Genomic DNA, 23,366 nt, shown 5'->3' on the forward strand with positions numbered 1-23,366 from the left:
GTATCTCCAATCTATACTTGTTTCTCGACAACTCAAGTATAAAAGACTGGATGATTACGTGCATTTTTTATGTTCAAATTGTGTAAGAACCCCAACAAATATTATAGAACCCAAAAAAAGCCAGCCAATCGGCTGACTTTTCTTTAGATCCATACAATTGTTAAAAATGTTAACACTGTGATAAATGCAACAAGTGCACCAGAATACAGGAACAATGAAGGAGCTTCATGACCCTTATGACTCATATGCATGAAGTAATACAGTTGAAACACCAGCTGAACGACTGCCAGCAGGAGAATGAACGGTACAACAAAGTACTTATCGAAATCCCCCGCTACAGCGATAAACGCCACCAATGTCAAGAAAATCATTAACATGAAGGATGTTAACTGCATTTTCATGTCTTCTGCATTCTTCTTACGACGATACTCGTAATCTACACTTGGGTTACCTGAAGTTGATTGTTGATTCGCCATCAGTTTATCCCACCATTCCCATTAAGTATACTACTGTAAAGATAAATACCCATACAACGTCGATGAAGTGCCAGTATAGTGAAGCTAAGTAGAACTTCGGAGCATTGTATAGATTCAAACCACGTTTAGCATTGCGTAGCATCAAACTGACGATCCAAAGGAGACCGAATGCAACGTGGGCTCCGTGGAATCCTACAAGTGTGTAAAAGGCTGAACCAAATGCACTACTAGTAAAAGTATGCCCATATTCATGTACGTAATGATTAAACTCATAAATCTCTAATCCAAGAAAGCCTGCACCTAAAAGTACAGTGATCAATAACCAGGCCTGCATACGTTGGAAATTGAAATTTTTCATATGGTACATTGCATAAACACTTGTCAGCGAGCTTGTTAAAAGCAGCATCGTTGCTAAAAAGGAAAGCGGTAAATCAAAAAGATCAGTAGTGAGAGCATGGCTATCACTAGGAACTCTGTTTTTAAGAGCTAAATACGTTGCAAAAAGAGAGCCGAAAAGGACCGTTTCTCCACCAAGGAAAAACCAGAAGCCCATAAATTTATTTTTCCCCTCAAGGGTCGCCTTTTCAGGGGAGGCCGGCCAGGTCTTTGGCGTGAATTTTTCTTCAGCGTGCATTATGCCTTACCCCCTTTATCGTCGTCCATTAAATCTTCTTTATGCACATGATAACCGTGGTCATCTACAACAGAACGAAGGAACATGGATCCCAATGTGATGAGCATACCGATGATGAGTACAGGCAGTGCCCATGCTTTATCATCTACGTGATACATGGCACCGAATGCCGCAATGAATAATCCCAGTGAGATAAAGAAAGGCAAAATGGAATTATTAGGCATATGGATATCACCGATAGGTTCAGCTGGAGTCAATCCTTTATTCCCTTCCATTTTCTCTAACCAATAAGCATCCAACCCACGGATAAGTGGTGTTTGCTTAAAGTTATAGAATGGTGGTGGTGACGGGATTGCCCATTCAATGGTACGTCCGTCTCCCCAAGGGTCATTGGATACTTTCACACCTTTAACCTGTGTTGAAATGATATTGATTACATAAACGATGACGGCTACACCCATGAAGCCTGCACCGATGGAGCTGATTAAGTTAGCCGTTTCGAATCCTTGACCAGGCAGGAATGTCCATACACGACGCGGCATTCCCATCAGTCCAAGGAAATGCTGGATGAAGAACGTCAAATGGAAGCCGATAAAGAATAACCAGAAAGCGATCTTCCCTAAGAAATCGTTCAACATGGTTCCAAACATTTTTGGCCAGTAATAATGAGTACCTGCTAGTAGGGCAAATACTACACCACCTACGATAACGTAGTGGAAGTGGGCAACAACGAAATACGTATCATGGAACTGGTAATCTGCAGCGGCAGAAGCCAGCATGATTCCCGTTACCCCACCCGCTACGAATGTAGGGATGAATGCTACAGCATAAAGCATAGGAGTCGTGAATCTCAGACTTCCTCCCCACATAGTAAGGAGCCAGTTAAAGATCTTGATACCCGTCGGAACGGCAATTGCCATTGTAGCAACGGCGAATATAGCATTCGCGATAGGTCCTAAGCCAACCGTAAACATGTGGTGGGCCCAAACCATGAATCCTAGGAAACCGATCAATACGGTCGCAAATACCATGGATGAGTAACCGAATAAGCGTTTTCTAGAGAAGTGTGGAATGATCTCAGAGAAAATCCCGAACGCAGGCAATACAAGGATGTATACCTCAGGGTGACCGAAAATCCAGAAGAAGTGTTCCCAGATAATCGTATTCCCTCCATTTGCTACATCGAAGAAATTCGCTCCGAACATACGATCGAATAACATTAAGAATAAACCTACTGTCAAGGCAGGAAACGCGAATAAGATAAGTGCCGATGTAACAAATACTGTCCAGGTGAAAAGCGGCATACGCATGTATGTCATTCCTGGAGCACGCATATTAATGATCGTTACAAGGAAGTTGATACCACCTATCAATGTCCCCGCACCGGCAATCTGTAACCCCAATACATAGAAGTCGATTCCATGACCCGGTGATGCCAGGGAAAGAGATGCATATGATGTCCATCCTGCATCTGGAGCCCCTCCCATAAACCATGAAAGATTCAGGAATACTCCCCCTAGGAAGAATAACCAGAACCCTAATGAGTTTACGAAAGGAAACGCAACGTCACGTGCACCGATCTGCAATGGTACAACGGCATTCATAAATGCAAATATCAGCGGCATGGCAGCCAGGAATATCATCGTCGTACCGTGCATCGTTAATAATTCGTTGTATAAACCAGCGCTAACAAAGTCGTTGTTAGGAACGGCAAGTTGTATACGAATGATAAGAGCTTCTAAACCACCGACAAGGAAGAAGAATCCTCCTGCCATTAGGTAAAGGATGGCGATCTTTTTATGGTCCACTGTTGTCATGTAGTCCCATACAGTCGCGCCGAAGCCTTTTTTCTGTGAATAGCTACTCACGATTAAACCTCCCTTTTACTAATCCCCAATTAATCTTGAACCTTTAAGCCCATTAAATACTCTGCAAGTGCATCAATTTCATCTTCCTGCAGGTTACCATATGTACCTGTCATTTTATTACCTGGTTTGTACTGCTCAGGATCTGAGATCCAATTTTTCAACTCTTCTTTATTATGATCCAATACGCCAGCGATACGTGAACGCTCACCGAAGTTGGATAAATTAGGAGCAAGTCGAGCCGATTCAGGTCTTCCATCCTGTGGTGATACCGCGTGACAGCTTAAGCATTTTTTGCTGAAGATTTCTTGTCCTTGTTGGGCTAAATCAGAAGTCGGTTTCGGTTCTCCTGCATTTTTCATATCTTCAACCCATGCTGTAAATTCTTCTTTAGGAAGCGCTTTAACTTTAAAGTCCATTAAAGCATGGGAAGGACCACATAACTCGGCACATTTTCCATAGAATAATCCGCCTGCTTCTTCAGCCTTTTTCCCGTCAAACTCAAGGAAGAATTTATTCACACCATCTACGTTTGTATCAATCTTTCCTCCTGCTGCTGGAATCCAGAATGAATGTTTTACATCCGAGGCTGTCACATTGAAATAAACCTTTTGATCAGTCGGGACAACTAAGTCTTGAGATGTAATGATCTTTTCATCAGGATACTCGAACTCCCACCAGTAAAGGTTGGCACGTACATTTATGACCAATGCCTCACGATTTCCGTCTGCATCCTTTTTATCCATCGCCTTTGTGTCCGCTAACTGGAACGTTGCCGTAACAGTTGGAACAGCTAGGATAAGAAGTAGGATGATAGGGATAACGGTCCACACAATTTCAAGTGTGTGACTGCCCTCTACCTGCTTAGGGATTTTTGTATCCCCTTTCTTTCTACGGAAACGAACGATCGCAACCATATAGACAACCATGACTACAATGATGACCAATACCATAATTAATGTAGCAAGTATCATCAAATCATATTGTGTCTGTGCTACTTCACCAGCTGGCTGCAGTGTGGAGAGAAATGGCTCTCCACAGCCAGAAAGAACTAGCGCCAACATAGCTACAATTGAAAATAAGCGCCACTTAGATAGCCTTGCTTTCATAGCTTAATCAAACCCCTCTTTCATGTAATGTACTTTGAATAAAACAAGGACCCATAAAAATATCTATTTGGATTTCTTAACAGAAAGAATTCCCGCTAATCTTAAAGTACCGTAACGATGACCATCGCTACGAACAAGATAGTCAAGTAATTTAATGAATAGACAAACATAAGCTTTGACCACTTGATATCGTCTTTCATTTTATACCCTGCCAGACCAAGTGCCAGCCAGCCGATGTTAAAGGCAGTTGCCAGAATAAAGAAGAACATTCCGAGATCCATCAAGAAGAAAGGAAGGGGTAAAAGGGCCGCAACCCATGCTACTATATGGTGCTTCGTTGTAGCGAATCCTTTTACTACTGGAAGCATCGGTATACTAGCTGCTCTATATTCTTCCACTCTTTTCATCGCTAACGCGTAGAAATGAGGAGGCTGCCAGATAAACATCATCAGGAACAATACCCAGGCGACTACATCCAGGTTTGCATCTACAGCTGCCCAGCCGATCAGCGGCGGAACCGCACCTGAGATACTTCCGACAATTGTGTTACTTACATATTTTCTTTTTGACCACATTGTATATAATACAACGTAACTAAATACACCGATCAACCCAATGACACCCGCAGTGATGGTTGTCATGAATAACATGATGAGACCGACTGCAATCATGATTAACCCAAGGGACAATGCCTTTGGTCCATTGATCTTGCCTGTTACGGTTGGTCGTTCCTTCGTTCTTTCCATCAGATGATCGATGTCCCGGTCATATACATTGTTAATGGAGCAGGACCCCGCAATAATCAGGGAAGAACCTATCAACGTAAGAAACATGATATCCAGGGAATTTAGAAAGTGTGTATTCGTAAAATAAAAGGCTAACCACATACCTGTAAAGGTTGTAATTAAATTGGAGTTAACGATCCCAATTTTAATGAGCGCTAAAAAATCCTTCCAAGCAGTTGAAGCTGTCACATCTGCTTTTTCAACGTCTGTCATCATTCGACTGTTAGACATTTTCTCTCTCCTCTCTATAAAAGGCAAGAGGTTTGTTGCCACCTCTATACTATATAGGAAATGATTAACTATTTCTATATTCATCTGTAAAAACATCCACAGATAAGAAATAGTATATATGCTATCAATATTATATTAAACCATATATTTTTTCCTTTTTGGGGGAGAATTAGACAATTATGTGAAGAAATTGTGAAGAAAGGAAGACGCAGAAGGTTCTTCATATTTCTACAAACATTTTAATCCCATCATACCATAAAACCCAGCTAAGCGCTTACAGATTTTGTTTTTACACAAATTAGTCCTTCCCTACTATTACTATTCTCTATTCTTCCTAGATAAATGCTCATAATTCTGTAACATTTTATCGGTTGAGTTTTTCACACCTATTATGTAATATCGTAGAGGCATATATATTTTTCTACTATATTTATTTATAGAAAGTGTGTAGAGTCTTTTAATTAAGAAGGTGAATAGATTGCAAAAAGGTGTTCACAAAGGATTAAAGTGGCTTGCCGTTCTGACCACCCTGGGTATGTTATTCGTGCTGTTAGGTGGAGCCCTGGTGACGAAGACGGAATCCGGCATGGGCTGCGGGCGATCTTGGCCCCTTTGTAACGGACAGTTCATTCCAAGTGATATTACATTTGAGCTTGTTATAGAATTAGCACATCGTGTTGTATCAGGCGGTGTGGGATTATTGGTTCTGGCTTTATCGATCTGGTCATGGAGATCAATCGGTTATAAACGGGAAACAAAATTCCTTGCAGCCCTTTCTTTCTTCTTTCTTGTATTGCAGGGACTAATCGGTGCTGCAGCTGTATTATGGGGGCAATCGGATTTCGTCCTGGCCATTCATTTCGGAATTTCCCTCATCTCTTTTGCTTCCATATTATTATTGACACTGCTGATTTTTGAAGTTGACCAGAAATTTGATGCGAAATCATTGGTCATCAACAGACGGATGAGGTTTCATACGATCGGGGTGACGATTTATAGTTATCTTGTTGTGTATACAGGTGCTCTCGTAAGGCATACGGAGTCCAGCCTGGTGTGCAAGGATTGGCCATTATGCGTCAACTCATCCCCCACCCTCCCCACCAACCTGTACGAATGGATCCAGATGGGGCACAGGGCAGCAGCAGGCTTCATTTTCTTATGGATTGCCTATATCACTTACATTGCCATTAAAGAGCATAAGCACCAGAAAGTGATCTACTGGGGTTGGATCATCGCCTTCACCCTGGTTTGTCTTCAAGTAATGAGTGGTGCACTCGTAGTGTTCACACGACTGAACCTGGCGATTGCCTTAATGCATGCTTTGATCATTTCGTGTCTGTTTGGATTATTGTGTTACTTTAATCTTCTTGCCTCAAGAAGTAAACGGAAGCAATAGAAAAAAGGATTCCGGGTACCGGAATCCTTTTTTTATTATGCTTTATTGACTTCAATCAATAAGTCCCCAGGGCTGATGGCATCCCCATTTTGCACATAGATATCTTTAACGGTTCCTGCAAAAGGCGCCTGAACGGTCGTTTCCATCTTCATGGCTTCAGTGATCATTAAATGATCTCCCTTTTCAACCGCTTCTCCTTTTTCTGCGATGACCCTAATAACAGTTCCCGGCATAGAAGCCCCGATATGATTTTCATTTTTCACATCAGCCTTCATTTTGGCCGCCACAGTGGATTTAATACTTTCGTCCTTAATGACTACTTCACGTGCCTGACCATTCAGTTCGAAGTAAACAATACGGGTACCATCTGCCTGAGCCTGTCCGATCGAGACAAGCTTCACGATGAGTGTCTTCCCGGTTTCGATTTCCACTTCTATTTCTTCACCCAGTCTCATCCCAAACAAGAATGTAGGGGTATCAAGGACTGAGATATCCCCGAATTGATCCATTGTTTGTGCGTATTCCATGAATACTTTTGGATAGAGGGCATATCCAAGGGCATCAAAACTCGTGACCGGACGCTCCAGGTCTTCAAAGAGTTTTTCTTTCAGGGCTGTGAAGTCCACATCATCCAGTAGTTCTCCAGGTCGTACGGTCAACGGATTGCGCCCTTTCAAGATCACGCTCTGCAATTCTTTCGGAAAGCCCCCGTGAGGTTGACCCAGGGATCCTTCAAATAATTCAACCACTGAATCCGGAAAATCGATTTTCTCACCTTTTTCGAGTACATCTGTTTCTGATAAATCGTTTTGAACCATGAACAAAGCCATGTCTCCGACTACTTTAGAAGAAGGAGTCACCTTGACTATGTCCCCGAAGAGGTGGTTGACCCTTGCATACATGTCTTTTACTTCTTCCCAGCGGTGACCGAGCCCAACTGCTTTTGCCTGTTGCTGAAGGTTGCTGTACTGTCCGCCTGGCATCTCATGTTTGTATACTTCTGAATGAGGCGACATCATCCCACTTTCAAAGTCTGTATAATACTTCCGGACGTCTTCCCAATAGTGAGAGAGGGTTTCCAGGGAATCGATGTTTACATTCGGTTCTCTTCTTGTCCCCTTTAACGCATAATACAACGTATTGGCACTAGGTTGGGACGTAAGGCCGGACATGGTGCTAAGGGCCGTATCGACAATGTCGACACCCGCTTCGACGGCTCTTGCGTATGTGTAGATCCCGTTCCCGCTCGTATCGTGTGTATGGAGGTGAATCGGCAGGCTGACTGTATCCTTCAGTTCGGATATCAATCGGTAGGCTGACTGCGGCTTCAACAGTCCCGCCATATCCTTGATGGCCAGGATGTGTGCACCACTCGCTTCGAGCTCTTTGGCCATATTCTTATAGTAATCGATATTATATTTAGTCCGTGTCGGGTCATCGATATCACCAGTGTAGCATATGGCCGCTTCTGCGATTTTCCCGCTTTGTCTCACGGCGTCAATCGCCACTTCCATTCCCTTGACCCAGTTTAAGCTGTCAAAGATCCTGAAGACGTCGATACCGGCAAACGCTGACTTTTCTACGAATTCCCTGATTACATTATCCGGATAGTTCTTATACCCCACCGCATTGGATGCTCTAAGGAGCATTTGGAATAATACATTTGGAATGCGCTCCCTCAAAGTCAATAAGCGATTCCAAGGATCTTCCTTTAGAAAGCGGTAAGCCACATCGAATGTCGCTCCCCCCCACATTTCATAGGAGAACATATCAGGAAGCAACTGAGATGTCGGTGCTGCTATCTGCTTCAGATCATTTGTTCTGACACGTGTCGCAAGCAATGATTGATGGGCATCACGGAATGTAGTATCAGTGAGGAGTACAGCATTCTGTTCTTTGACCCAATTCACCAGGCCGTCCGCCCCATGCTGATCCAGGATTTGTTTCGTTCCGGGTTGAAACTCTTTCTTTACATCAAGGGTCGGTACCCGTGGTTTTTGAAAGACAGGTTTTTTCTTTTTCTCTACTCCCGGGAATCCATTTACAGTTACGTTCCCAATATACGAAAGCATTTTCGTTCCACGGTCTTTCCTTATCGGGAATATGAATAGTTCAGGAGTCGTATCGATAAACGAGGTATCATACTGCCCCGTGATGAAGTTTTCATGTTTGACGACATTTTCCAAAAACGGGATATTCGTCTTGATCCCCCGTATTCTAAATTCTTGAAGATTTCTGACCATTTTGGACGCAGCTTGTTCGAATGTAAGAGCCCACGTGGAAAGCTTCACAAGAAGGGAATCGTAATAAGGTGTAATGACCGCACCCTGGAATCCATTCCCTGCATCGAGACGGACCCCGAATCCCCCACCTGACCGGTACGCCATGATTTTCCCGGTATCTGGCATGAAGTTGTTCAAGGGATCCTCCGTTGTCACACGGGATTGAATGGCAAATCCATTTGTCCTGATGTCATCCTGAAGAGGGATACCAAGCTTGTCGCTGTGCAGGGCATAACCTTCGGCAATCATCAATTGAGATTGTACAATGTCCACTCCCGTCACCATTTCCGTAATGGTATGTTCCACTTGAACTCGTGGATTTACTTCGATAAAGTAAAACTGATCATTTGCTACAAGGAACTCAACGGTCCCGGCATTCACGTACTTGACATTATCCATTAACCGAACGGCTGCTTCGCAGATATCTTCCCTCAAGCGATCGCTCAATGATACGGAAGGCGCTATTTCCACTACCTTCTGATGGCGTCTTTGAATGGAACAATCACGCTCATATAAGTGAATGATGTTACCGTCATGATCTCCAAGGATCTGGACTTCAATGTGCTTCGGATTTTCTACAAATTTCTCCACATAAATTTCATCATTACCAAACGCTGCCTTCGCTTCTGATTTAGCCCGCTCATAGGCTTCTTTTAAGCTTTCAAGGTTTCGGACTATGCGCATTCCACGTCCACCGCCACCCAATGAGGCTTTGATAATGATCGGGAATCCATTTTCCTTACCGAAACTGATGACTTCTTCCAATGTTTCTACAGGTCCATCAGTACCCGGAATGACCGGAATATTCGCCAGCTGTGCCTGATGACGTGCCTTCACCTTATCACCAAACATATTCAAGTGCTCAGAATGAGGCCCTACAAAGATGATTCCTTCTTCTTCACACCGTCTTGCAAAATGGATATTTTCAGACAGGAAGCCATATCCCGGGTGGATGGCGTCCACATCTGCATTCTTTGCAATTCGGATGATCCCTTCTATATCCAGATAAGCATCGATAGGCTTCTTCCCCTCACCTATCAAATAGGCTTCATCCGCTTTATAGCGATGATATGATCCTGAATCTTCTTTACTATAGATCGCTACGGTTCTAATATTAAGTTCCGTACATGCACGGAATACACGGATGGCAATCTCTCCGCGGTTTGCTACCAGTACTTTTTTAATTCGTTTCAATACACTCTCTCCTTTTGGCTATTCATGATTGAAATTCTCCATATTGAAGTCTATGAAAAAAGGGCTGACCCCAAAGATAATAAAGAAGTATCTTAGGGGGCAGACCCTAGACTTAGAGTTTTAGATACTCTATCAAAGTGACCTACATTTTTACACCATATATTTTTTTGCTATTATCCTTATTCTCCGAAGGATAGTCATTTTCCTTCTTTGTTTTATATTTTTCTTCAAATTTTACAAACATCGACACATTTACGAGGACACCCATCGACAAAGATAGCACCAAGAGGGACGATCCACCGTAACTGATGAACGGGAGTGGGACCCCTGTGATCGGTATTAATCCGGATACCCCTCCAAGATTGATGAAAGCCTGGATGCCGATCATGCAGGAGATCCCGATTGCAAGCATCGTGCCAAACGGGTCCTGACATTTCACGCCTGTATAAATCCCCCTGAGCACAATATAGGAAAGGCCGAGGATGACAAAGCTTACCCCGAATACGCCTAACTCTTCAGCAATGATGGCCATGATAAAATCCGTCTGCGGTTCCGGTAAATAGCCAAGTTTTTGGACACTTTGTCCTAATCCGAGACCTTTCACTCCCCCGGACCCGATCGCAAGGTAAGAGTTCACCAAATGGTACCCTTCACCCTGTGCATATTTAAACGGGGAGAGGTAGGCTTCAATCCTGCTAAGCCTTTCCTTCGTGAAGATGAAGCCCCTTGCCAGGTAAATGACCGGAGATAGGACGATTAAAAATCCTACTCCAAGCCCTGCAAGCTTGAAAAATGTTTTATAACTGATGCCCGAACAGGAAATGACGATGGCACCGATGGCAAAGATGATAGCTGCCGTACCAAAGTCCGGTTCCAGGAATACTAAAAAGCATATGAAGCCAAGAAACAGTAATGGAGGTGCTAGACCTTTATTGAAGTCGTCTATGTATGCCTGTTTCTTGGAGTACACGGAACCAAGGTAAATGATGACGGCAAGTTTCGCAAACTCCGATGGCTGGATGGGCATGAACCCTAAGTTGATCCAACTTTTAGCGTTATTCACCTCATACCCAAAAATATGTACCGCAAGTAATAAACCGATGATCACAATCATCAAGCCTTTAATGATCTTACTTATTTGAAAGGCTTTATACGGAAACCACGCTGCTGCCGTAAAGGCAATAAAGCCGATGATGATATTGATCATCTGCCTTTTATAAAAGTGGTCGCTATCCCAGCCGAACCGTTCCACTGCCATGACCATACTGGCACTATAAATCATGACGAGGCCAAATAAACAAAGGAATACATACACAGCGATTAACGAATAATCGTAGGATTTTGCTATTTTTTTAATCATGACATTTCAATCCTTTTTCTCTTATATCATTTTCATCTCTTTAAATCATCTTTCCTTAACAAAAAAACTCAAACAACAGATCTATGCATTGTTTGAGTTGTCATGACTATTTTACTTTTTTGTAGATGCCTCATGAAGGGCAGAAAGTTGTCTTTCCAAAGAATCAATCAGATCTTTTCCATCTTGATCATCTACAAGCCCTAAACGGACCGCAAATTCTATTTCACGAGATAATCCGAACATTTGGGTATCCAATACTTCCTCATATAGAGGACATTGGGGCATCGTTAAATTATCCATTTGCACTTTAATAAGTTGTAATATCTTTTCTGCGTCGGCCTTTAATAGTTCATAGGCTTTTTCCCGATGATTGATTGTCATTTCTGACGCCACAGTGATCCCCCCATTCCGAACAAATAACCTTCCTGTCTTAAAATTTTATCGTTAAACCCGATAAATTGCAAGAAAAATAAGTGTTTTCCCCGGGATTCAATGACAGAATTTCGAACATTTTTCATATGGATTTAGGGGGTGTTTCATCACGTGAGTCGCTCTCTTTTGTTCAAGGGATGCACCATTATTCCAAGTTAAAATATACTCCATGAGTGTTCATCACTGAGCATTTCGAGAAGCTTCAGCCCCGCAATGCTGTTTCCGACATCATCGAGTGCCGGTCCGAAGATCCCTATTCCGCATTTACCAGGCACAGAACCCATGATGCCGCCGGATACACCGCTTTTGGCTGGGATCCCCACCTTAATGGCAAACTCCCCGGAGGTATTATACATCCCGCATGTCACCATGAAGGTTTTACATACTCTCGCCACATCTCTCGTAATCAATTCTCGGCCGCTCTCCGGATCGATCCCATCATTGGCGAATACCGCCCCCATCTTGGCAAGATCCACACAGTTCATCTCCACGGCACATTGCTTCGTGTAAAGGACGAGTAGATCTTCGACATTTCCCGTGATTACCCCATGCTGCTTCATGAAATAGCAAAGTGATCGGTTCAGATTGGCCGTTTGCAGTTCTGAATATGCCACATCTTCATTATATGAGACTGTTTCCCCTGTCATATGATTGATGAATTCGATTAAGCGCTGCCACTTCTCCATTCCCGTATTTCCCTTGATCATATTCGTTACAGCCAGTGCCCCTGCATTGATCATCGGATTAAGGGGCTTTGACGGCTTGTGGGTTTCGAGCTTCGCTATGGAGTTGAACGGATCTCCTGTCGGTTCCATTCCTACCTTTGAAAAAACGTACTCTTCCCCGTAGTCCATTAGTACGAGTGCAAGGGTGATGACCTTTGAGATGCTTTGGAGAGTGAATTTCTTCAAATGATCCCCGGCATAACAGGAGTTATTATCCAGAGTGTATATGCTGATTGCCAGATCATGGGGATTTTGATCCTTAAGTGCGGGTATGTACTCTGCAACCTTTCCTTCGGATGCAAAGGGTCTCGCCTTTTCAACTAATCCTTCCAACCATTCCTGAGTGCTTATCATATATCCAACAGCTCCTTTTGTCCTACTTATCATTTCCCTATTTTCATTCATTGAAAACGCTGAAAATGCTTTCATCAGAATGTGACAAACCTGCTCTTAACATATATACTGATACTATCAGCGAGAGGAGGAGTCAGTAGTGGAAAGTATCATACCGATAAAAGGGAAAGTGAAATTCCCCATTACATTGGATGCGGGAGTTTGGATATTTGATGATCGAAAAGTGGATTTAACTACATATTTTGATGATACAACAGAAAAAGTGGATGAGTTAGAGGAATATACAAAAGCGGTTTCCAAGCACTGGTCCAGGGAGATTCAAGAAGGTGCAACCTATCCGCCAACTTTGAAAACCGAGAAGAGATATGAGAAAGAAAAGATCCTTAACGGAACATTTGCCATTCCGTTTGCACCATTTTTAAAAAATGCAGAGCCACTTCCTGAAGGGGCATCCATCGTGATTGAAACCGAAACCGGGGATCACCTTCTGGATATTAATGAGGCTGATCAGCTGTTGATCGGGTTTTCTAAAGAAGGTAAGCCACTCAGGGAGGACGGACCCGTTCACATTTATTTTATGGATGGTTCTAACAGAAACAATCCGATTACCAATGTCAGGGCATTTCGAGTTGAGTGATGAACGTATGAAAACCGGGTCAGTAACATCTGAACCGGTTTTTTCATACGTTATCATTGTGTGATCTTAGATGCTTACAATATATCCGCGGCAAGCTGTGCCAGTCCCGATCTTTCACCCTTCATGAGCTTCACATGACCGGCTAATTTTTGATCTTTGAATTTCTCCACTACATATGTCAGTCCATTATTATATTCATCAAGATAGGGGTGATCAATTTGAGCGGGATCTCCCATTAAGACAATTTTGCTACGTTCCCCAACACGTGTCAGAATCGTTTTCACCTCATGCTTCGTCAGGTTCTGGGCTTCATCTATGATGATATATTGATCTGGAATGCTTCTACCTCTTATATACGTCAATGCTTCCACCTCGATGGACCCCATCCCGGCAAGGATATCATCCAGTTCACCCGGCTTTTTTGTATTGAACAGGTACTCGAGATTGTCATAAATCGGCTGCATCCAAGGTCTCAACTTTTCTTGCTTTTCACCAGGAAGATAGCCAATGTCTTTGCCAACCGGAACGATTGGGCGGGCAACGAGTAATTTATTGAATTTATTAAAGTCTTCCGTTTGCAAGAGTCCGGCTGCCAGTGCCAGAAGCGTTTTACCGGTCCCTGCTTTCCCGATCATGGTCACTAACGAAATATCATCCCGTAATAATAACTCCGTCGCCATCGTTTGTTGAACATTCCTCGCTTTAATCCCCCACATATGTTCTTGATCATAGACCAGTTTCTTCACCTTGAGTCCGGTGGCATCCACCATTCCAAGGGCCGATGCAGAACTTCCCAGGGCATCTTTCATAATGAGGAATTGATGGGAATAAAATCGTTGTTTCGTTATATCCGTAAGGGTCAGTTCCCCTTTGTCATAAAATTTATTGAGAAATTCTCTCTCAGTATATAATTCGATAAATCCGGTATAAATATCATTTACTTCAATGACCCTGTCACTCAGGAAGTCTTCTGCCTGTAAACCCAAAGCATCGGCCTTGACCCTGACAAGGGTATCTTTACTGACAAGGATAACCGATTTCCCATCCTTTTTTGCTTCTTCCTCGAGTGAAAGGTTTTTTGCTACGGCAATGATCCGATTATCGTTTGTTTTTTCAACAAATATATCTTGAAGCTGCTGAAAGGAGCGGTGATTTAGTTCAATCCGTAATGATCCGCCTGTATAAAGGGGGATTTTTTCATGGAGCTTTCCTTCCTGCCGTAAATTATCTATCAGTTTCGATACATGTCTTGCGTTTCTTCCGATCTCATCCATGTAACGCTTTTTGGAGTCCACTTCTTCTAAAACGACTGCAGGTATAACCACCTCATTATCCTGGAAAGAATAGATGGCTTGTGGATCTTGTAATAAGACATTGGTATCTAATACATAAATTTTATTCAAATCGATGCCTCCTGCTCCTGATTTCTTATTGCTATTGTATGTAGCCAATGATGTTCCGGTTATTCCCAGCTACTCAAATAGGACGGCCCGTTTCTTAAAATATATGAATAAACGTATAAAGATAGAAGAAAATTACACAATAAGAAAAGATATTGATTCTAAATCGGGAGGTATTCACATGTTTAAGCTCATCTCTCTCTTTATGGTTACCATCATCCTTGGAGCATGCGCCAACGAAAATGAGGTCGGGTATAACAATGATGCAAACAGTAAAAATAATAAACCAATCACTGTCCAGGATAGCAATATCCAACAGGTACAACGCAAGACAGGACAGCAAATTTCAAAGCATCTGGTTGATCTGACCACAAGTGTACCGGATGTGAAAGATGCAACAGCTGTAGTCATCGGCAAATACGCATTTGTAGGCATCGATATCGATTCGGACGTCGAGCGTTCCCAGGTCGGTTCCATTAAATATTCTGTCGCAGAAGCACTTCAAAATGATCCATACGGTGCAGAGGCCATGGTCATCGCCGATCCGGACCTGTATGCCCGATTGAAGGAGATCAGTAAAGATATCCAAAGAGGCGAACCGGTTCAGGGCATCATGAATGAATTGTCTGATATATCGGGTAGATTGATGCCTGAAATCCCTAAGTCTTTAAAGCAGACCGATCCCGAGAATGCCCCGAACGAACCTAAGAAAAAAATGAACAATGCAAAAGAAAAACAGCTTAGAAAAAAACAGGAAGATCAAACATACGATAAAATCGATTGATTGTATAGCCTAATCTGAAATTGAGAAAAAGCCATGAAAAAGCTTAGGATGCTAAGCTTTTTTCATGGCTTCTATTACTTGAGTGTCCAAACGGTCTGCAGCCGCTTTATCATAGGTCTTCTCATAAACAGGCTCTGTGGAGATTTTCGATCCATAGAACATGACATCTCTCACTTCATTGATGACAAGTTGAAAAAGGGTAAGCTTCAAAGGCACTCCAGGAAGCTTCTCATGGTGCACAGAAGCTCTTCCGCCAATCGAATACGTTGATTCATTCGCAATTAAGTTCACCACAACCAGCGGATTCCCTTTAATATTCTCGACGATTCTTGAACGTTGATCCACGGCAAACAATAGCGTATGTTCGTCTTTGGCAAAGATCCACGAGATTGCACTGACATTGGGGCCTTGTGTTTCATGGTCAACGGTAGCAAGTGTAACGAATCGCTCTGATTGCAGTTCATCAAACAATGCAGGAATTAAGCTGGGTTCTACTTGATTAGCCATACAATCCCCCCTGGTGACGTTTTGTCTCTACGTCTACATGTGATTATCTTGATTCTACTATACCAAACTCAATTGTTAAAGACATAATAGAATGTAAAGTAAAGCGTTTGGCCTCACTACATGATATACTAAAATGACCAGAGTTATGATTAGAACAAGTAGAGGTGTACAAAATGAGAGTAAAATGTGCTTTATGCGAAGTAATTGAAAATATTGACGACTATTCCCTGCAGGCAAAAAAGCTGCGTAACAGACCCATTCACACGTATATGTGTGAGAAATGTCATGACCGCATTAAAGAGAAGACAGAAAAACGTGTTTCGACGGGGAATTTCCGTTTTTATCGTTCACCTTTAGTCGAAGATGACTTTTAAACAAATAGGTTCGGCCGTCGGAATTATCTCAGGCACAATACTAGGTTTATTCCTCAAGTGGATACAGGGACTGACCGGCATTAAAGTATATGTATTATTATTGAATGTTGACTTCATCCCACTGTTTGGATCTCCATTGCCCGAATGGCTGGAGTTCTCTTTCCATTTACTCATTTCCTGCGGGATCGGTTTGGTATTTGTGTTTCTGATGGAAAAGCTGAATGTAACAAGCAGGGGAGCCTGGATTCTTGCCATGCTGCTTACCTTCCCCACTGTCTTTCTATATTTTCCCCTTTCTTATCTGGCCGTTCAGGATGTACCCGGTTTATTTGATGGTACGGCCCTCATCTTTTGGACGATCGGACATTTACTGTATGGATTAAGCCTCCCGCCACTTTATCACTTCTTTGCGAAGGCGAATCACAAATAGAAAAAGCTGTAGTCCTTTATGTAGGGACTACAGCTTTTTTTGCTTAAAATGTGCCTTTTTTCTTTTCATTCGTCAAACGGATTTTGTAAATCACTAAGATTAAAGCCGCAACGACCAACCCTTCAGCAACCGGAAGAAAGATGCCGAGAAATGTAAGCACCGTACATCCGAGTATGAGAAAAGTATAAATCAGGATCGATTTCATGACTGGCAGCTTTTTCGCAAAACCGAGCTTATAAACTAAGATTGAGAGCCCAACTATGGTTATATAAAGCAACCACATTCCCATTTCCGCGTTCTGGTCAACCCGGTAAAGGGATGCGAAAAAGGACAAACGTTCTGTTACATCCATTTCCTACTCCCCCTTCACTTAGTTTATTGAGTAACCTTATTTTTCTTTTCTGCTCTTTCGCGTTCATTCTTATCAAGAATTTTTTTACGAAGACGGATTGATTCAGGTGTTACTTCACAATATTCATCATCATTTAAATATTCCAAGGACTCTTCTAATGTCATGATTCTTGCCTTTTTAATCGTAACAGTTTGATCTTTATTTGCAGAACGTACGTTAGTCGCCTGTTTCAGCTTAGTGATATTAACGGTAATATCATTTTCTCTTGTATGTTCTCCGACAATCATTCCGCCATAAATTTCTGTCCCGGACTCAACGAAGATGATACCGCGGTCTTCCACCTGCATGATACCATATTGGGACGCTTTACCAGTCTCCATGGATACAAGCACACCTTGACGACGTCCGCCTACGCGGCCTTTCTGCAGTGGCTGATAGCCTTCGAATGTGTGGTTGATGATACCATATCCACGAGTAAGAGTCATAAACTCCGTAGAATAACCGATTAGTCCACGTGCAGGAACCATAAACATTAAACGGACCTGACCGTTACCATTGTTTACCATATCCAACATTTCGCCTTTACGTTGACCTAGTGATTCGATTACGCCTCCCATATATTCTTCAGGGATATCAATTTGAACACGTTCTACAGGCTCGCTTTTCACGCCATCGATTTCTTTGATGATAACCTGTGGCTTCGATACTTGCAGCTCGTAGCCTTCACGACGCATGTTTTCAATCAAGATGGAAAGATGAAGCTCTCCACGGCCGGAAACTGTCCATGCATCAGGTGAATCCGTTGGTTCAACACGTAAACTTACATCTGTTTGCAGCTGAGCCAGTAAACGCTCTTCTATCTTTCTTGACGTAACAAATTTACCTTCTCTACCTGCAAATGGACTGTTGTTCACTAGGAAAGTCATCTGTAGGGTAGGTTCGTCAATGCGAAGAACCGGGAGTTGATCCTGATGTTCAACCGGACAAACTGTTTCACCGACGTTGATATCTTCCATTCCGGAAACTGCGATCAAGTCACCCGCTTTTGCCTCTTGGATTTCTTCACGTTTTAATCCGAAGAAACCAAAGATCTTTGTTACACGGAATTGTTTAACAGTGCCGTCAAGCTTCATCAGTGCTACCTGTTGACCGACTTTCATCGTTCCTCTGAACACACGACCGATTCCGATACGTCCTACGTAATCATTGTAATCAAGAAGTGCAACCTGGAATTGCAGTGGATCTTCAGAGTTATCGACCGGTGCAGGAATGTGCTCAATGATGGACTCATATAAACACTGCATGTTTTCATCCTGTTTCTCAGGATCCGGATCTGTACTTGCCGTTCCGTTGATTGCAGAAGCATAGACAACCGGGAATTCAAGCTGCTCATCATTTGCATCCAACTCAATGAATAACTCCAATACTTCATCGATTACTTCTTCAGGACGAGCTGAAGGTTTGTCGATTTTATTTACAACAACGATTGGTGTAAGGTTCTGTTCCAGTGCTTTCTTAAGAACGAAACGAGTTTGTGGCATACAACCTTCATACGCATCCACTACCAGTAAAACACCGTCTACCATTTTCATGATACGTTCTACTTCTCCACCGAAGTCAGCATGCCCTGGTGTATCAAGGATATTGATTCGGGAATCTTTATATTGAATCGCCGTATTTTTCGCAAGGATTGTAATACCGCGTTCTCTTTCTAAATCATTTGAATCCATCGCACGTTCCGAAACAGTTTCGTTTTCGCGGAAGATTCCAGATTGCTTTAAAAGCTCATCAACTAATGTCGTTTTCCCATGGTCAACGTGAGCAATAATAGCAATATTTCTAAGGTCATTTCTTAATTTCATATTTCCACTCCTGAATATTGGATTTCTTTATAGTGTAAAGATAGTATTTTTCAGTTCAACTAGACCATTATATCACAGCATTGACAAAAGCCCTAATAAATATTTCATATCCTCTATTCATTCTTGCTAAAAGTTTCCTTACCGACTTGAATAATCTGCTTCCTTGTCTCCGAAACCCATTGCGATTTATTGAATGGATAGGTAAAATTTAATATGGGCAGCATACGAAGCTGCGGCGACAATCTGTTAGGGAACGAATCATTGTTTATCAATATTGGGGGTTACAGGATGGCAAATATAAAATGGATCTTTGTACTTTTTTCGATATTAGCGGCCGTATCACTGATGGGCATAGCCATTTCAATCAGTTTACAAAGCATATTGCTTGCAGCTGGTAGTATCATTTGTTTATTCATTGTGATGGGATTCGGTTTTAAGACCAAGAAGAAATACAGAGAAGAAGGAAGATTGTAGTACGAAGAAAAGGAGTGGAGGCCATTCAACGGCCGCCACTCCTTTTTCATTTACTTATTTCTATGAAGATAGTCAGTCAAAATGGTTTCATGCAGGCCAGGCTTCCCGACAAAGACAGAGCTTTTGTTTAATGGATTCAACGGGTTTCCATCAAGGTCCGTCACCACTCCACCAAGCTCTTCGATCATAATCTTTCCGGCTGCGAAATCCCATGGGGCAAGTCGCATTGTTAAGTATGCGTCAAGCCTCCCTGAAGCCACGTAAGCAAGCTCCATCGCAGCTGAACCATAGGACCGGGTCCCTCTTACATCTTGTACGAGCGGAGCCAGAATGGAGGAATCAATACGCTTGTTCTTTGTTACCCACAGTGCATTCAATGCGACAATCGCATCTTCAACAGGTACGGGTTCAAGCTTCGGAAGCTTCACATCATTCATATACACACCTTTACCTTTACTCGCAAAGTAAAGCTCGTCATGCACCACATCATATATGTATCCTAACTTCCCTTCCTCTCCATCGTAAATCCCGATGGAAATGGCAAAGTTTCTCTGCTGATGGACGAAATTCATCGTTCCATCGATGGGGTCGATGATCCATGTTATTCCCGATAATTCTTTAAAATCATCACCATATCCTTCTTCACCTAATATTTGATGATCGGGGTAATGGGTTCGTATGTTTTCAGTAAAGTATCGCTCAGTCGCTTCATCCATATCGGTGACCAAGTCATTTCGGTTCGATTTCGTTTTGATGTTCAGTTCGGTTTTAAATGACTGACGAATCCTCTCACCGGCTTCATGTATCCATGCTCTAACATTTTGATCTAGTTCAGTCCAATTTGTCATGTATTATTTGCCTCCAATATGCTTAGCGAAAATCAGTGTAGTCTTTACTAATATGATCTTTTCAGATAATCTTAACTCCTGGAACCATTTCATTCAAGAAAATAGCCTTAACCAAGTAAGGTCATTTCCCCATAAAAAAGCGAACTCTCCAACCACAATGAGCTCGCGTTCAAAAGTAGATTTTGTTATCAGCATACTTTAAACCATTGAATGTTATCTGCCCTATAAAGCCTTCATTTTCATTAGTTCTTCCCTGATACTCATAAGTTTCTGCTTGGACTTGGTCTGGGTTTCTGTATTCTTCGTTTGAATTGCTTCGAACAATACGGCTAATTCATAATCCATTTCAAGTCTCAATACGTTCATTCTTTGCTGCTGGACATCACGTTTTTTAGAAGTGTTCATTACTTGTTTCATGGCCATACACCCCTTCCGAGTTTTCGATTTATCTGAGTGTTCTGATAATATTTACTACATGTTATGAAATATCCTCTCATCTTGTAACTAAAATGTGCAGACACCTATAGATAATTCATTTGGCTACAAGCCTGTACCTCTTTATGGTAAGATATTGGTGGAAATAAGGAGGTTATAACATGACATTTAACGGTTTCACTAAAGATGATTTCAATGTTTTTAAGATTGATGGTCTCGACGACCGGATGACGGCCATCGCAGAACGGATCAGGCCAAAACTGGACTACCTGGGTGAACATTTCGCACCTGCTCTTAGTGCCCTGACCGGTGATGAGATGTTTTATCATGTGGCGAAACATGCAAGACGCTCAGTGAATCCTCCAGATGACACCTGGGTTGCTTTTGCAAACAACAAACGCGGGTACAAAAAACATCCTCATTTCCAAATCGGGTTATGGGAAACCCATGTATTTATTTGGTTTGCAATGATCTATGAAGCTCCAAATAAAGTTGAATTCGGTAAGAAAGCCGAAGAAAATGCAGATAGGATCAGGTCAATGATTCCCGGTCACTTTGTTTGGTCCGGAGATCACACTAAACCGGATGCTACACCTTTCTCCTCTTTGTCACAAGATGAATTCATTGCTTTAACTGAAAGAGTTCAAAATGTAAAGAAAGCTGAACTTCTATGCGGACTTCATCTGGATCGTGACTCTGCCATTAAGATGACCGGTGATGAATTGATCCAGGAAGTTGAAAGTGCCTTTGAAACACTTTTACCCCTTTATAAAATGAACTAAACCATATAACTGTAGGGAATAATGCAGAAAGAACGACTGCCGTTTAGGGCAGTCGTTCTTTTAATTCATCGATATTTTGGCAGCGTCCTGCTGCTCTTTCATTTTTTTCACTACATGATAGGAAGAATAGCCACTGGATTCTTCAAATTCATTGCAGATCCTTTTCTCTTCTGCTTTTCCAGGGACGATTTCTTTAAATCGCTTATATCGATTCATCAGATCCTCTCTTGAAACACCTTTTTCATATGCCTTTTCAATCGCTTCGAAAAAGGCAATGACGTCGATGACTTCCTCTGTGGACCAGTCTATATCGAAGGGGTATTGATATTCCATTTTACACTACAACTCCTTTGATGATGTATTAATTCCACTTTTCACGAATACCTTCACCTTGTGAAATCATTCGCTCGATGAGATCTTTAACCGAAGGGATGTCCTGGATCAACCCCATCACCTGTCCTGCCCATGCAAAGCCTCCGTCTACTTCACCATCGTAGATATATCGTTTATTCGCCTCGCCGCTTATGTATGACTTTAATCCTTCATATCCCGGATTCGATGTTTCAGCAGCCAGGATTTGATTTGTCCAAGAATTTGATATCGCTCTGGCCGGGGCACCTAAAGATCGTTTAATGACTACTGTACCACTCTCGTCCCCTTCAATCAAGGCACGTTTATACACGTCTGAGGCGTGGACGCACTCTTTTGTCGCTATGAATCTCGTCCCCATCTCGACTCCCTCTGCGCCGAAGCTGAGGGCTGCCATCAGACCACGTCCGTCCCCAATACCTCCCGAGGCGATGACAGGGATGGATACAGCATCCACCACACGTGGAATCAAGACGAATGTCCCGATGTCATCCTTACCCAAATGTCCTCCCCCTTCTTGTCCAACGACCATGACGGCATCCGCACCGAGCTCCTCAGCCTTCAGGGCCTGTCTTTTTGATGCGACCAATACAAGCTTCACCATATCTTTCCCTTCAATTTGTTGAAACAGGGGAGTCGGGTTTCCTCCTGTAACGGAGATGACCGGCACTTTTTCTTCAATGGCAATATCAACAAACCCGCTGAATGGGCGGCCATGTTGACCGATGGCAAAGTTCACTCCAAACGGTTGATCTGTTAATGATCTTACCTTTTTGATTTCATGACGAAGCTGCTCAGGGTCATCGAGTGACATGGCAGTGATTTGGCCAAGGCCGCCTGCATTCGACACCGCTGCGGCCAGTTCTGCATATGCCAGGTGGGCAAGCCCCCCTTGTATGATTGGATATTGAATGTTCAATAATTCTGTTACCCTCGTTTTCCACTTCATTTGAATCCCTCCATTCATTCATTTATTCTGGATGGAGGTGGTGAAATCCTTTCTTTCGTATGTTGTATATTCATAAGAGATAAGGTCAGCCTTAGATGAGAGAGCTGTATGCATTTAATTGATAAGTTAGGTGGATTTTTGGCTCATTCGGGTGAAACGGATGTTTCACCCGCCTTTCAGCTTTGCTGAAAGGTCGTCCAGTGTGAGAGTGACCGCCGGACCAAGCGAGCTTGGTCCGGCGGTCACTCTCACACTGGACGGAAATGAGCCAAAAATCAGGGGTCTTCTCTCTTTTTTTTGTGCTATGAAAAAAAATACAT

Annotated in this window: 24 protein-coding genes; 7 read left to right on the forward strand and 17 right to left on the reverse strand. The window is 42.6% G+C overall.

Going from position 1 to position 23,366, the window contains the following annotated elements; genetic code table 11:
• Window positions 1–143: 143 nt before the first annotated feature.
• The 5 genes from ctaF to cyoE form a co-directional block, all read right to left on the reverse strand.
• Window positions 144–476, reverse strand: a complete 333-nt coding sequence (gene ctaF / locus V8G47_RS09585) for a cytochrome c oxidase subunit IVB (protein WP_034755952.1) — start codon at window positions 474–476, stop codon at window positions 144–146.
• Window positions 477–480: 4 nt separating this feature from the next.
• On the reverse strand, window positions 481–1,110 hold the full coding sequence (locus V8G47_RS09590; protein WP_336199915.1) for a cytochrome (ubi)quinol oxidase subunit III: 630 nt from the start codon (window positions 1,108–1,110) through the stop codon (window positions 481–483).
• Entirely contained in the window at window positions 1,110–2,978 is a 1,869-nt protein-coding gene (gene ctaD, locus V8G47_RS09595; RefSeq protein ID WP_034755956.1) for a cytochrome c oxidase subunit I, read from the reverse strand. Before ctaD ends, V8G47_RS09590 begins: the two co-directional genes overlap by 1 nt.
• Before the next feature lie 29 nt (window positions 2,979–3,007).
• Entirely contained in the window at window positions 3,008–4,084 is a 1,077-nt protein-coding gene (gene coxB, locus V8G47_RS09600; protein WP_336199916.1) for a cytochrome c oxidase subunit II, read from the reverse strand.
• 101 nt (window positions 4,085–4,185) lie between these two features.
• The gene (cyoE, locus tag V8G47_RS09605; protein ID WP_336199917.1) at window positions 4,186–5,100 is read right to left on the reverse strand and encodes a heme o synthase; all 915 of its coding nucleotides are present in this window, start codon (window positions 5,098–5,100) and stop codon (window positions 4,186–4,188) included.
• A gap of 478 nt (window positions 5,101–5,578) precedes the next feature.
• On the opposite strand from cyoE, the gene V8G47_RS09610 reads away from it, so the two are divergent.
• Window positions 5,579–6,496, forward strand: a complete 918-nt coding sequence (locus V8G47_RS09610) for a COX15/CtaA family protein (RefSeq protein WP_336199918.1) — start codon at window positions 5,579–5,581, stop codon at window positions 6,494–6,496.
• A gap of 35 nt (window positions 6,497–6,531) precedes the next feature.
• On the opposite strand, the gene pyc is transcribed toward V8G47_RS09610, so the two are convergent.
• The 4 genes from pyc to glsA form a co-directional block, all read right to left on the reverse strand.
• Complete coding sequence (gene pyc, locus V8G47_RS09615) at window positions 6,532–9,972, reverse strand: pyruvate carboxylase (protein WP_336199919.1); 3,441 nt, start codon at window positions 9,970–9,972, stop codon at window positions 6,532–6,534.
• A gap of 142 nt (window positions 9,973–10,114) precedes the next feature.
• A complete protein-coding gene (locus V8G47_RS09620; protein WP_336199920.1) occupies window positions 10,115–11,332 on the reverse strand; it encodes an FtsW/RodA/SpoVE family cell cycle protein in 1,218 nt (405 codons plus the stop codon).
• A 111-nt stretch (window positions 11,333–11,443) separates the two neighbouring features.
• Window positions 11,444–11,725, reverse strand: coding sequence for a YlaN family protein (locus V8G47_RS09625; RefSeq protein WP_034755973.1), 282 nt, complete (start codon window positions 11,723–11,725; stop codon window positions 11,444–11,446).
• 194 nt (window positions 11,726–11,919) lie between these two features.
• Window positions 11,920–12,843 carry a glutaminase A gene (gene glsA / locus V8G47_RS09630; RefSeq protein ID WP_336199921.1) on the reverse strand — a complete coding sequence of 308 codons (924 nt, stop codon included), beginning with the start codon at window positions 12,841–12,843 and terminating at the stop codon, window positions 11,920–11,922.
• Window positions 12,844–12,982: 139 nt separating this feature from the next.
• Between glsA and V8G47_RS09635 the strand changes: the two genes are divergently transcribed.
• Entirely contained in the window at window positions 12,983–13,480 is a 498-nt protein-coding gene (locus V8G47_RS09635) for a peptidyl-prolyl cis-trans isomerase (RefSeq protein WP_336199922.1), read from the forward strand.
• Between the two features lie 74 nt (window positions 13,481–13,554).
• Here the strand turns inward: V8G47_RS09635 and V8G47_RS09640 are convergent, their stop codons facing one another.
• On the reverse strand, window positions 13,555–14,883 hold the full coding sequence (locus V8G47_RS09640; protein ID WP_336199923.1) for a PhoH family protein: 1,329 nt from the start codon (window positions 14,881–14,883) through the stop codon (window positions 13,555–13,557).
• A 178-nt stretch (window positions 14,884–15,061) separates the two neighbouring features.
• Between V8G47_RS09640 and V8G47_RS09645 the strand changes: the two genes are divergently transcribed.
• Window positions 15,062–15,664: a YhcN/YlaJ family sporulation lipoprotein gene (locus tag V8G47_RS09645; RefSeq protein WP_336199924.1), complete on the forward strand. Its 603-nt coding sequence runs from the start codon at window positions 15,062–15,064 to the stop codon at window positions 15,662–15,664.
• 51 nt (window positions 15,665–15,715) lie between these two features.
• On the opposite strand, the gene V8G47_RS09650 is transcribed toward V8G47_RS09645, so the two are convergent.
• Window positions 15,716–16,171, reverse strand: a complete 456-nt coding sequence (locus V8G47_RS09650) for a pyridoxamine 5'-phosphate oxidase family protein (RefSeq protein WP_336199925.1) — start codon at window positions 16,169–16,171, stop codon at window positions 15,716–15,718.
• A 173-nt stretch (window positions 16,172–16,344) separates the two neighbouring features.
• Between V8G47_RS09650 and V8G47_RS09655 the strand changes: the two genes are divergently transcribed.
• Window positions 16,345–16,545: a YlaI family protein gene (locus V8G47_RS09655; protein ID WP_336199926.1), complete on the forward strand. Its 201-nt coding sequence runs from the start codon at window positions 16,345–16,347 to the stop codon at window positions 16,543–16,545.
• A complete protein-coding gene (locus V8G47_RS09660; RefSeq protein WP_336199927.1) occupies window positions 16,535–16,975 on the forward strand; it encodes a hypothetical protein in 441 nt (146 codons plus the stop codon). Before V8G47_RS09655 ends, V8G47_RS09660 begins: the two co-directional genes overlap by 11 nt.
• Before the next feature lie 43 nt (window positions 16,976–17,018).
• Here V8G47_RS09660 and V8G47_RS09665 read toward each other — a convergent pair whose 3' ends face one another.
• Together V8G47_RS09665 and typA are read right to left on the reverse strand one after the other, a co-directional pair.
• The gene (locus V8G47_RS09665) at window positions 17,019–17,327 is read right to left on the reverse strand and encodes a YlaH-like family protein (protein WP_034755992.1); all 309 of its coding nucleotides are present in this window, start codon (window positions 17,325–17,327) and stop codon (window positions 17,019–17,021) included.
• Window positions 17,328–17,350: 23 nt separating this feature from the next.
• A complete protein-coding gene (typA, locus tag V8G47_RS09670) occupies window positions 17,351–19,189 on the reverse strand; it encodes a translational GTPase TypA (RefSeq protein WP_336199928.1) in 1,839 nt (612 codons plus the stop codon).
• A 288-nt stretch (window positions 19,190–19,477) separates the two neighbouring features.
• Here typA and V8G47_RS09675 point away from each other — a divergent pair, with 288 nt between their 5' ends.
• Complete coding sequence (locus V8G47_RS09675; protein ID WP_336199929.1) at window positions 19,478–19,663, forward strand: YlaF family protein; 186 nt, start codon at window positions 19,478–19,480, stop codon at window positions 19,661–19,663.
• A 50-nt stretch (window positions 19,664–19,713) separates the two neighbouring features.
• Here the strand turns inward: V8G47_RS09675 and V8G47_RS09680 are convergent, their stop codons facing one another.
• Window positions 19,714–20,511, reverse strand: a complete 798-nt coding sequence (locus tag V8G47_RS09680) for an inositol monophosphatase family protein (protein WP_336199930.1) — start codon at window positions 20,509–20,511, stop codon at window positions 19,714–19,716.
• 222 nt (window positions 20,512–20,733) lie between these two features.
• Window positions 20,734–20,928, reverse strand: coding sequence for a hypothetical protein (locus tag V8G47_RS09685; RefSeq protein ID WP_034756016.1), 195 nt, complete (start codon window positions 20,926–20,928; stop codon window positions 20,734–20,736).
• A gap of 179 nt (window positions 20,929–21,107) precedes the next feature.
• Between V8G47_RS09685 and V8G47_RS09690 the strand changes: the two genes are divergently transcribed.
• A complete protein-coding gene (locus V8G47_RS09690) occupies window positions 21,108–21,728 on the forward strand; it encodes a YktB family protein (protein ID WP_336199931.1) in 621 nt (206 codons plus the stop codon).
• Between the two features lie 60 nt (window positions 21,729–21,788).
• Here the strand turns inward: V8G47_RS09690 and V8G47_RS09695 are convergent, their stop codons facing one another.
• The gene (locus tag V8G47_RS09695) at window positions 21,789–22,061 is read right to left on the reverse strand and encodes a UPF0223 family protein (protein ID WP_034756022.1); all 273 of its coding nucleotides are present in this window, start codon (window positions 22,059–22,061) and stop codon (window positions 21,789–21,791) included.
• A gap of 28 nt (window positions 22,062–22,089) precedes the next feature.
• Entirely contained in the window at window positions 22,090–23,046 is a 957-nt protein-coding gene (locus tag V8G47_RS09700) for an NAD(P)H-dependent flavin oxidoreductase (protein ID WP_336199932.1), read from the reverse strand.
• Between the last annotated feature and the right edge of the window lie 320 nt (window positions 23,047–23,366).

This window comes from Rossellomorea sp. LJF3 (genome assembly GCF_037046045.1).
GTDB lineage: Bacteria > Bacillota > Bacilli > Bacillales > Bacillaceae_B > Rossellomorea.

What these genes read in the sequence shown, in the direction of transcription:
- ctaF (WP_034755952.1), bottom strand. Translation starts at nt 476, where the DNA reads ATGGCGAATCAACAATCAACTTCAGGTAACCCAAGTGTAGATTACGAG.
- V8G47_RS09590 (WP_336199915.1), bottom strand. Translation starts at nt 1,110, where the DNA reads ATGCACGCTGAAGAAAAATTCACGCCAAAGACCTGGCCGGCCTCCCCT.
- coxB (WP_336199916.1), bottom strand. Translation starts at nt 4,084, where the DNA reads ATGAAAGCAAGGCTATCTAAGTGGCGCTTATTTTCAATTGTAGCTATG.
- cyoE (WP_336199917.1), bottom strand. Translation starts at nt 5,100, where the DNA reads ATGTCTAACAGTCGAATGATGACAGACGTTGAAAAAGCAGATGTGACA.
- V8G47_RS09620 (WP_336199920.1), bottom strand. Translation starts at nt 11,332, where the DNA reads ATGATTAAAAAAATAGCAAAATCCTACGATTATTCGTTAATCGCTGTG.
- glsA (WP_336199921.1), bottom strand. Translation starts at nt 12,843, where the DNA reads ATGATAAGCACTCAGGAATGGTTGGAAGGATTAGTTGAAAAGGCGAGA.
- V8G47_RS09645 (WP_336199924.1), top strand. Translation starts at nt 15,062, where the DNA reads ATGTTTAAGCTCATCTCTCTCTTTATGGTTACCATCATCCTTGGAGCA.
- V8G47_RS09650 (WP_336199925.1), bottom strand. Translation starts at nt 16,171, where the DNA reads ATGGCTAATCAAGTAGAACCCAGCTTAATTCCTGCATTGTTTGATGAA.
- V8G47_RS09655 (WP_336199926.1), top strand. Translation starts at nt 16,345, where the DNA reads ATGAGAGTAAAATGTGCTTTATGCGAAGTAATTGAAAATATTGACGAC.
- V8G47_RS09660 (WP_336199927.1), top strand. Translation starts at nt 16,535, where the DNA reads ATGACTTTTAAACAAATAGGTTCGGCCGTCGGAATTATCTCAGGCACA.
- V8G47_RS09665 (WP_034755992.1), bottom strand. Translation starts at nt 17,327, where the DNA reads ATGGATGTAACAGAACGTTTGTCCTTTTTCGCATCCCTTTACCGGGTT.
- typA (WP_336199928.1), bottom strand. Translation starts at nt 19,189, where the DNA reads ATGAAATTAAGAAATGACCTTAGAAATATTGCTATTATTGCTCACGTT.
- V8G47_RS09675 (WP_336199929.1), top strand. Translation starts at nt 19,478, where the DNA reads ATGGCAAATATAAAATGGATCTTTGTACTTTTTTCGATATTAGCGGCC.
- V8G47_RS09680 (WP_336199930.1), bottom strand. Translation starts at nt 20,511, where the DNA reads ATGACAAATTGGACTGAACTAGATCAAAATGTTAGAGCATGGATACAT.
- V8G47_RS09685 (WP_034756016.1), bottom strand. Translation starts at nt 20,928, where the DNA reads ATGAAACAAGTAATGAACACTTCTAAAAAACGTGATGTCCAGCAGCAA.
- V8G47_RS09690 (WP_336199931.1), top strand. Translation starts at nt 21,108, where the DNA reads ATGACATTTAACGGTTTCACTAAAGATGATTTCAATGTTTTTAAGATT.
- V8G47_RS09695 (WP_034756022.1), bottom strand. Translation starts at nt 22,061, where the DNA reads ATGGAATATCAATACCCCTTCGATATAGACTGGTCCACAGAGGAAGTC.
- V8G47_RS09700 (WP_336199932.1), bottom strand. Translation starts at nt 23,046, where the DNA reads ATGAAGTGGAAAACGAGGGTAACAGAATTATTGAACATTCAATATCCA.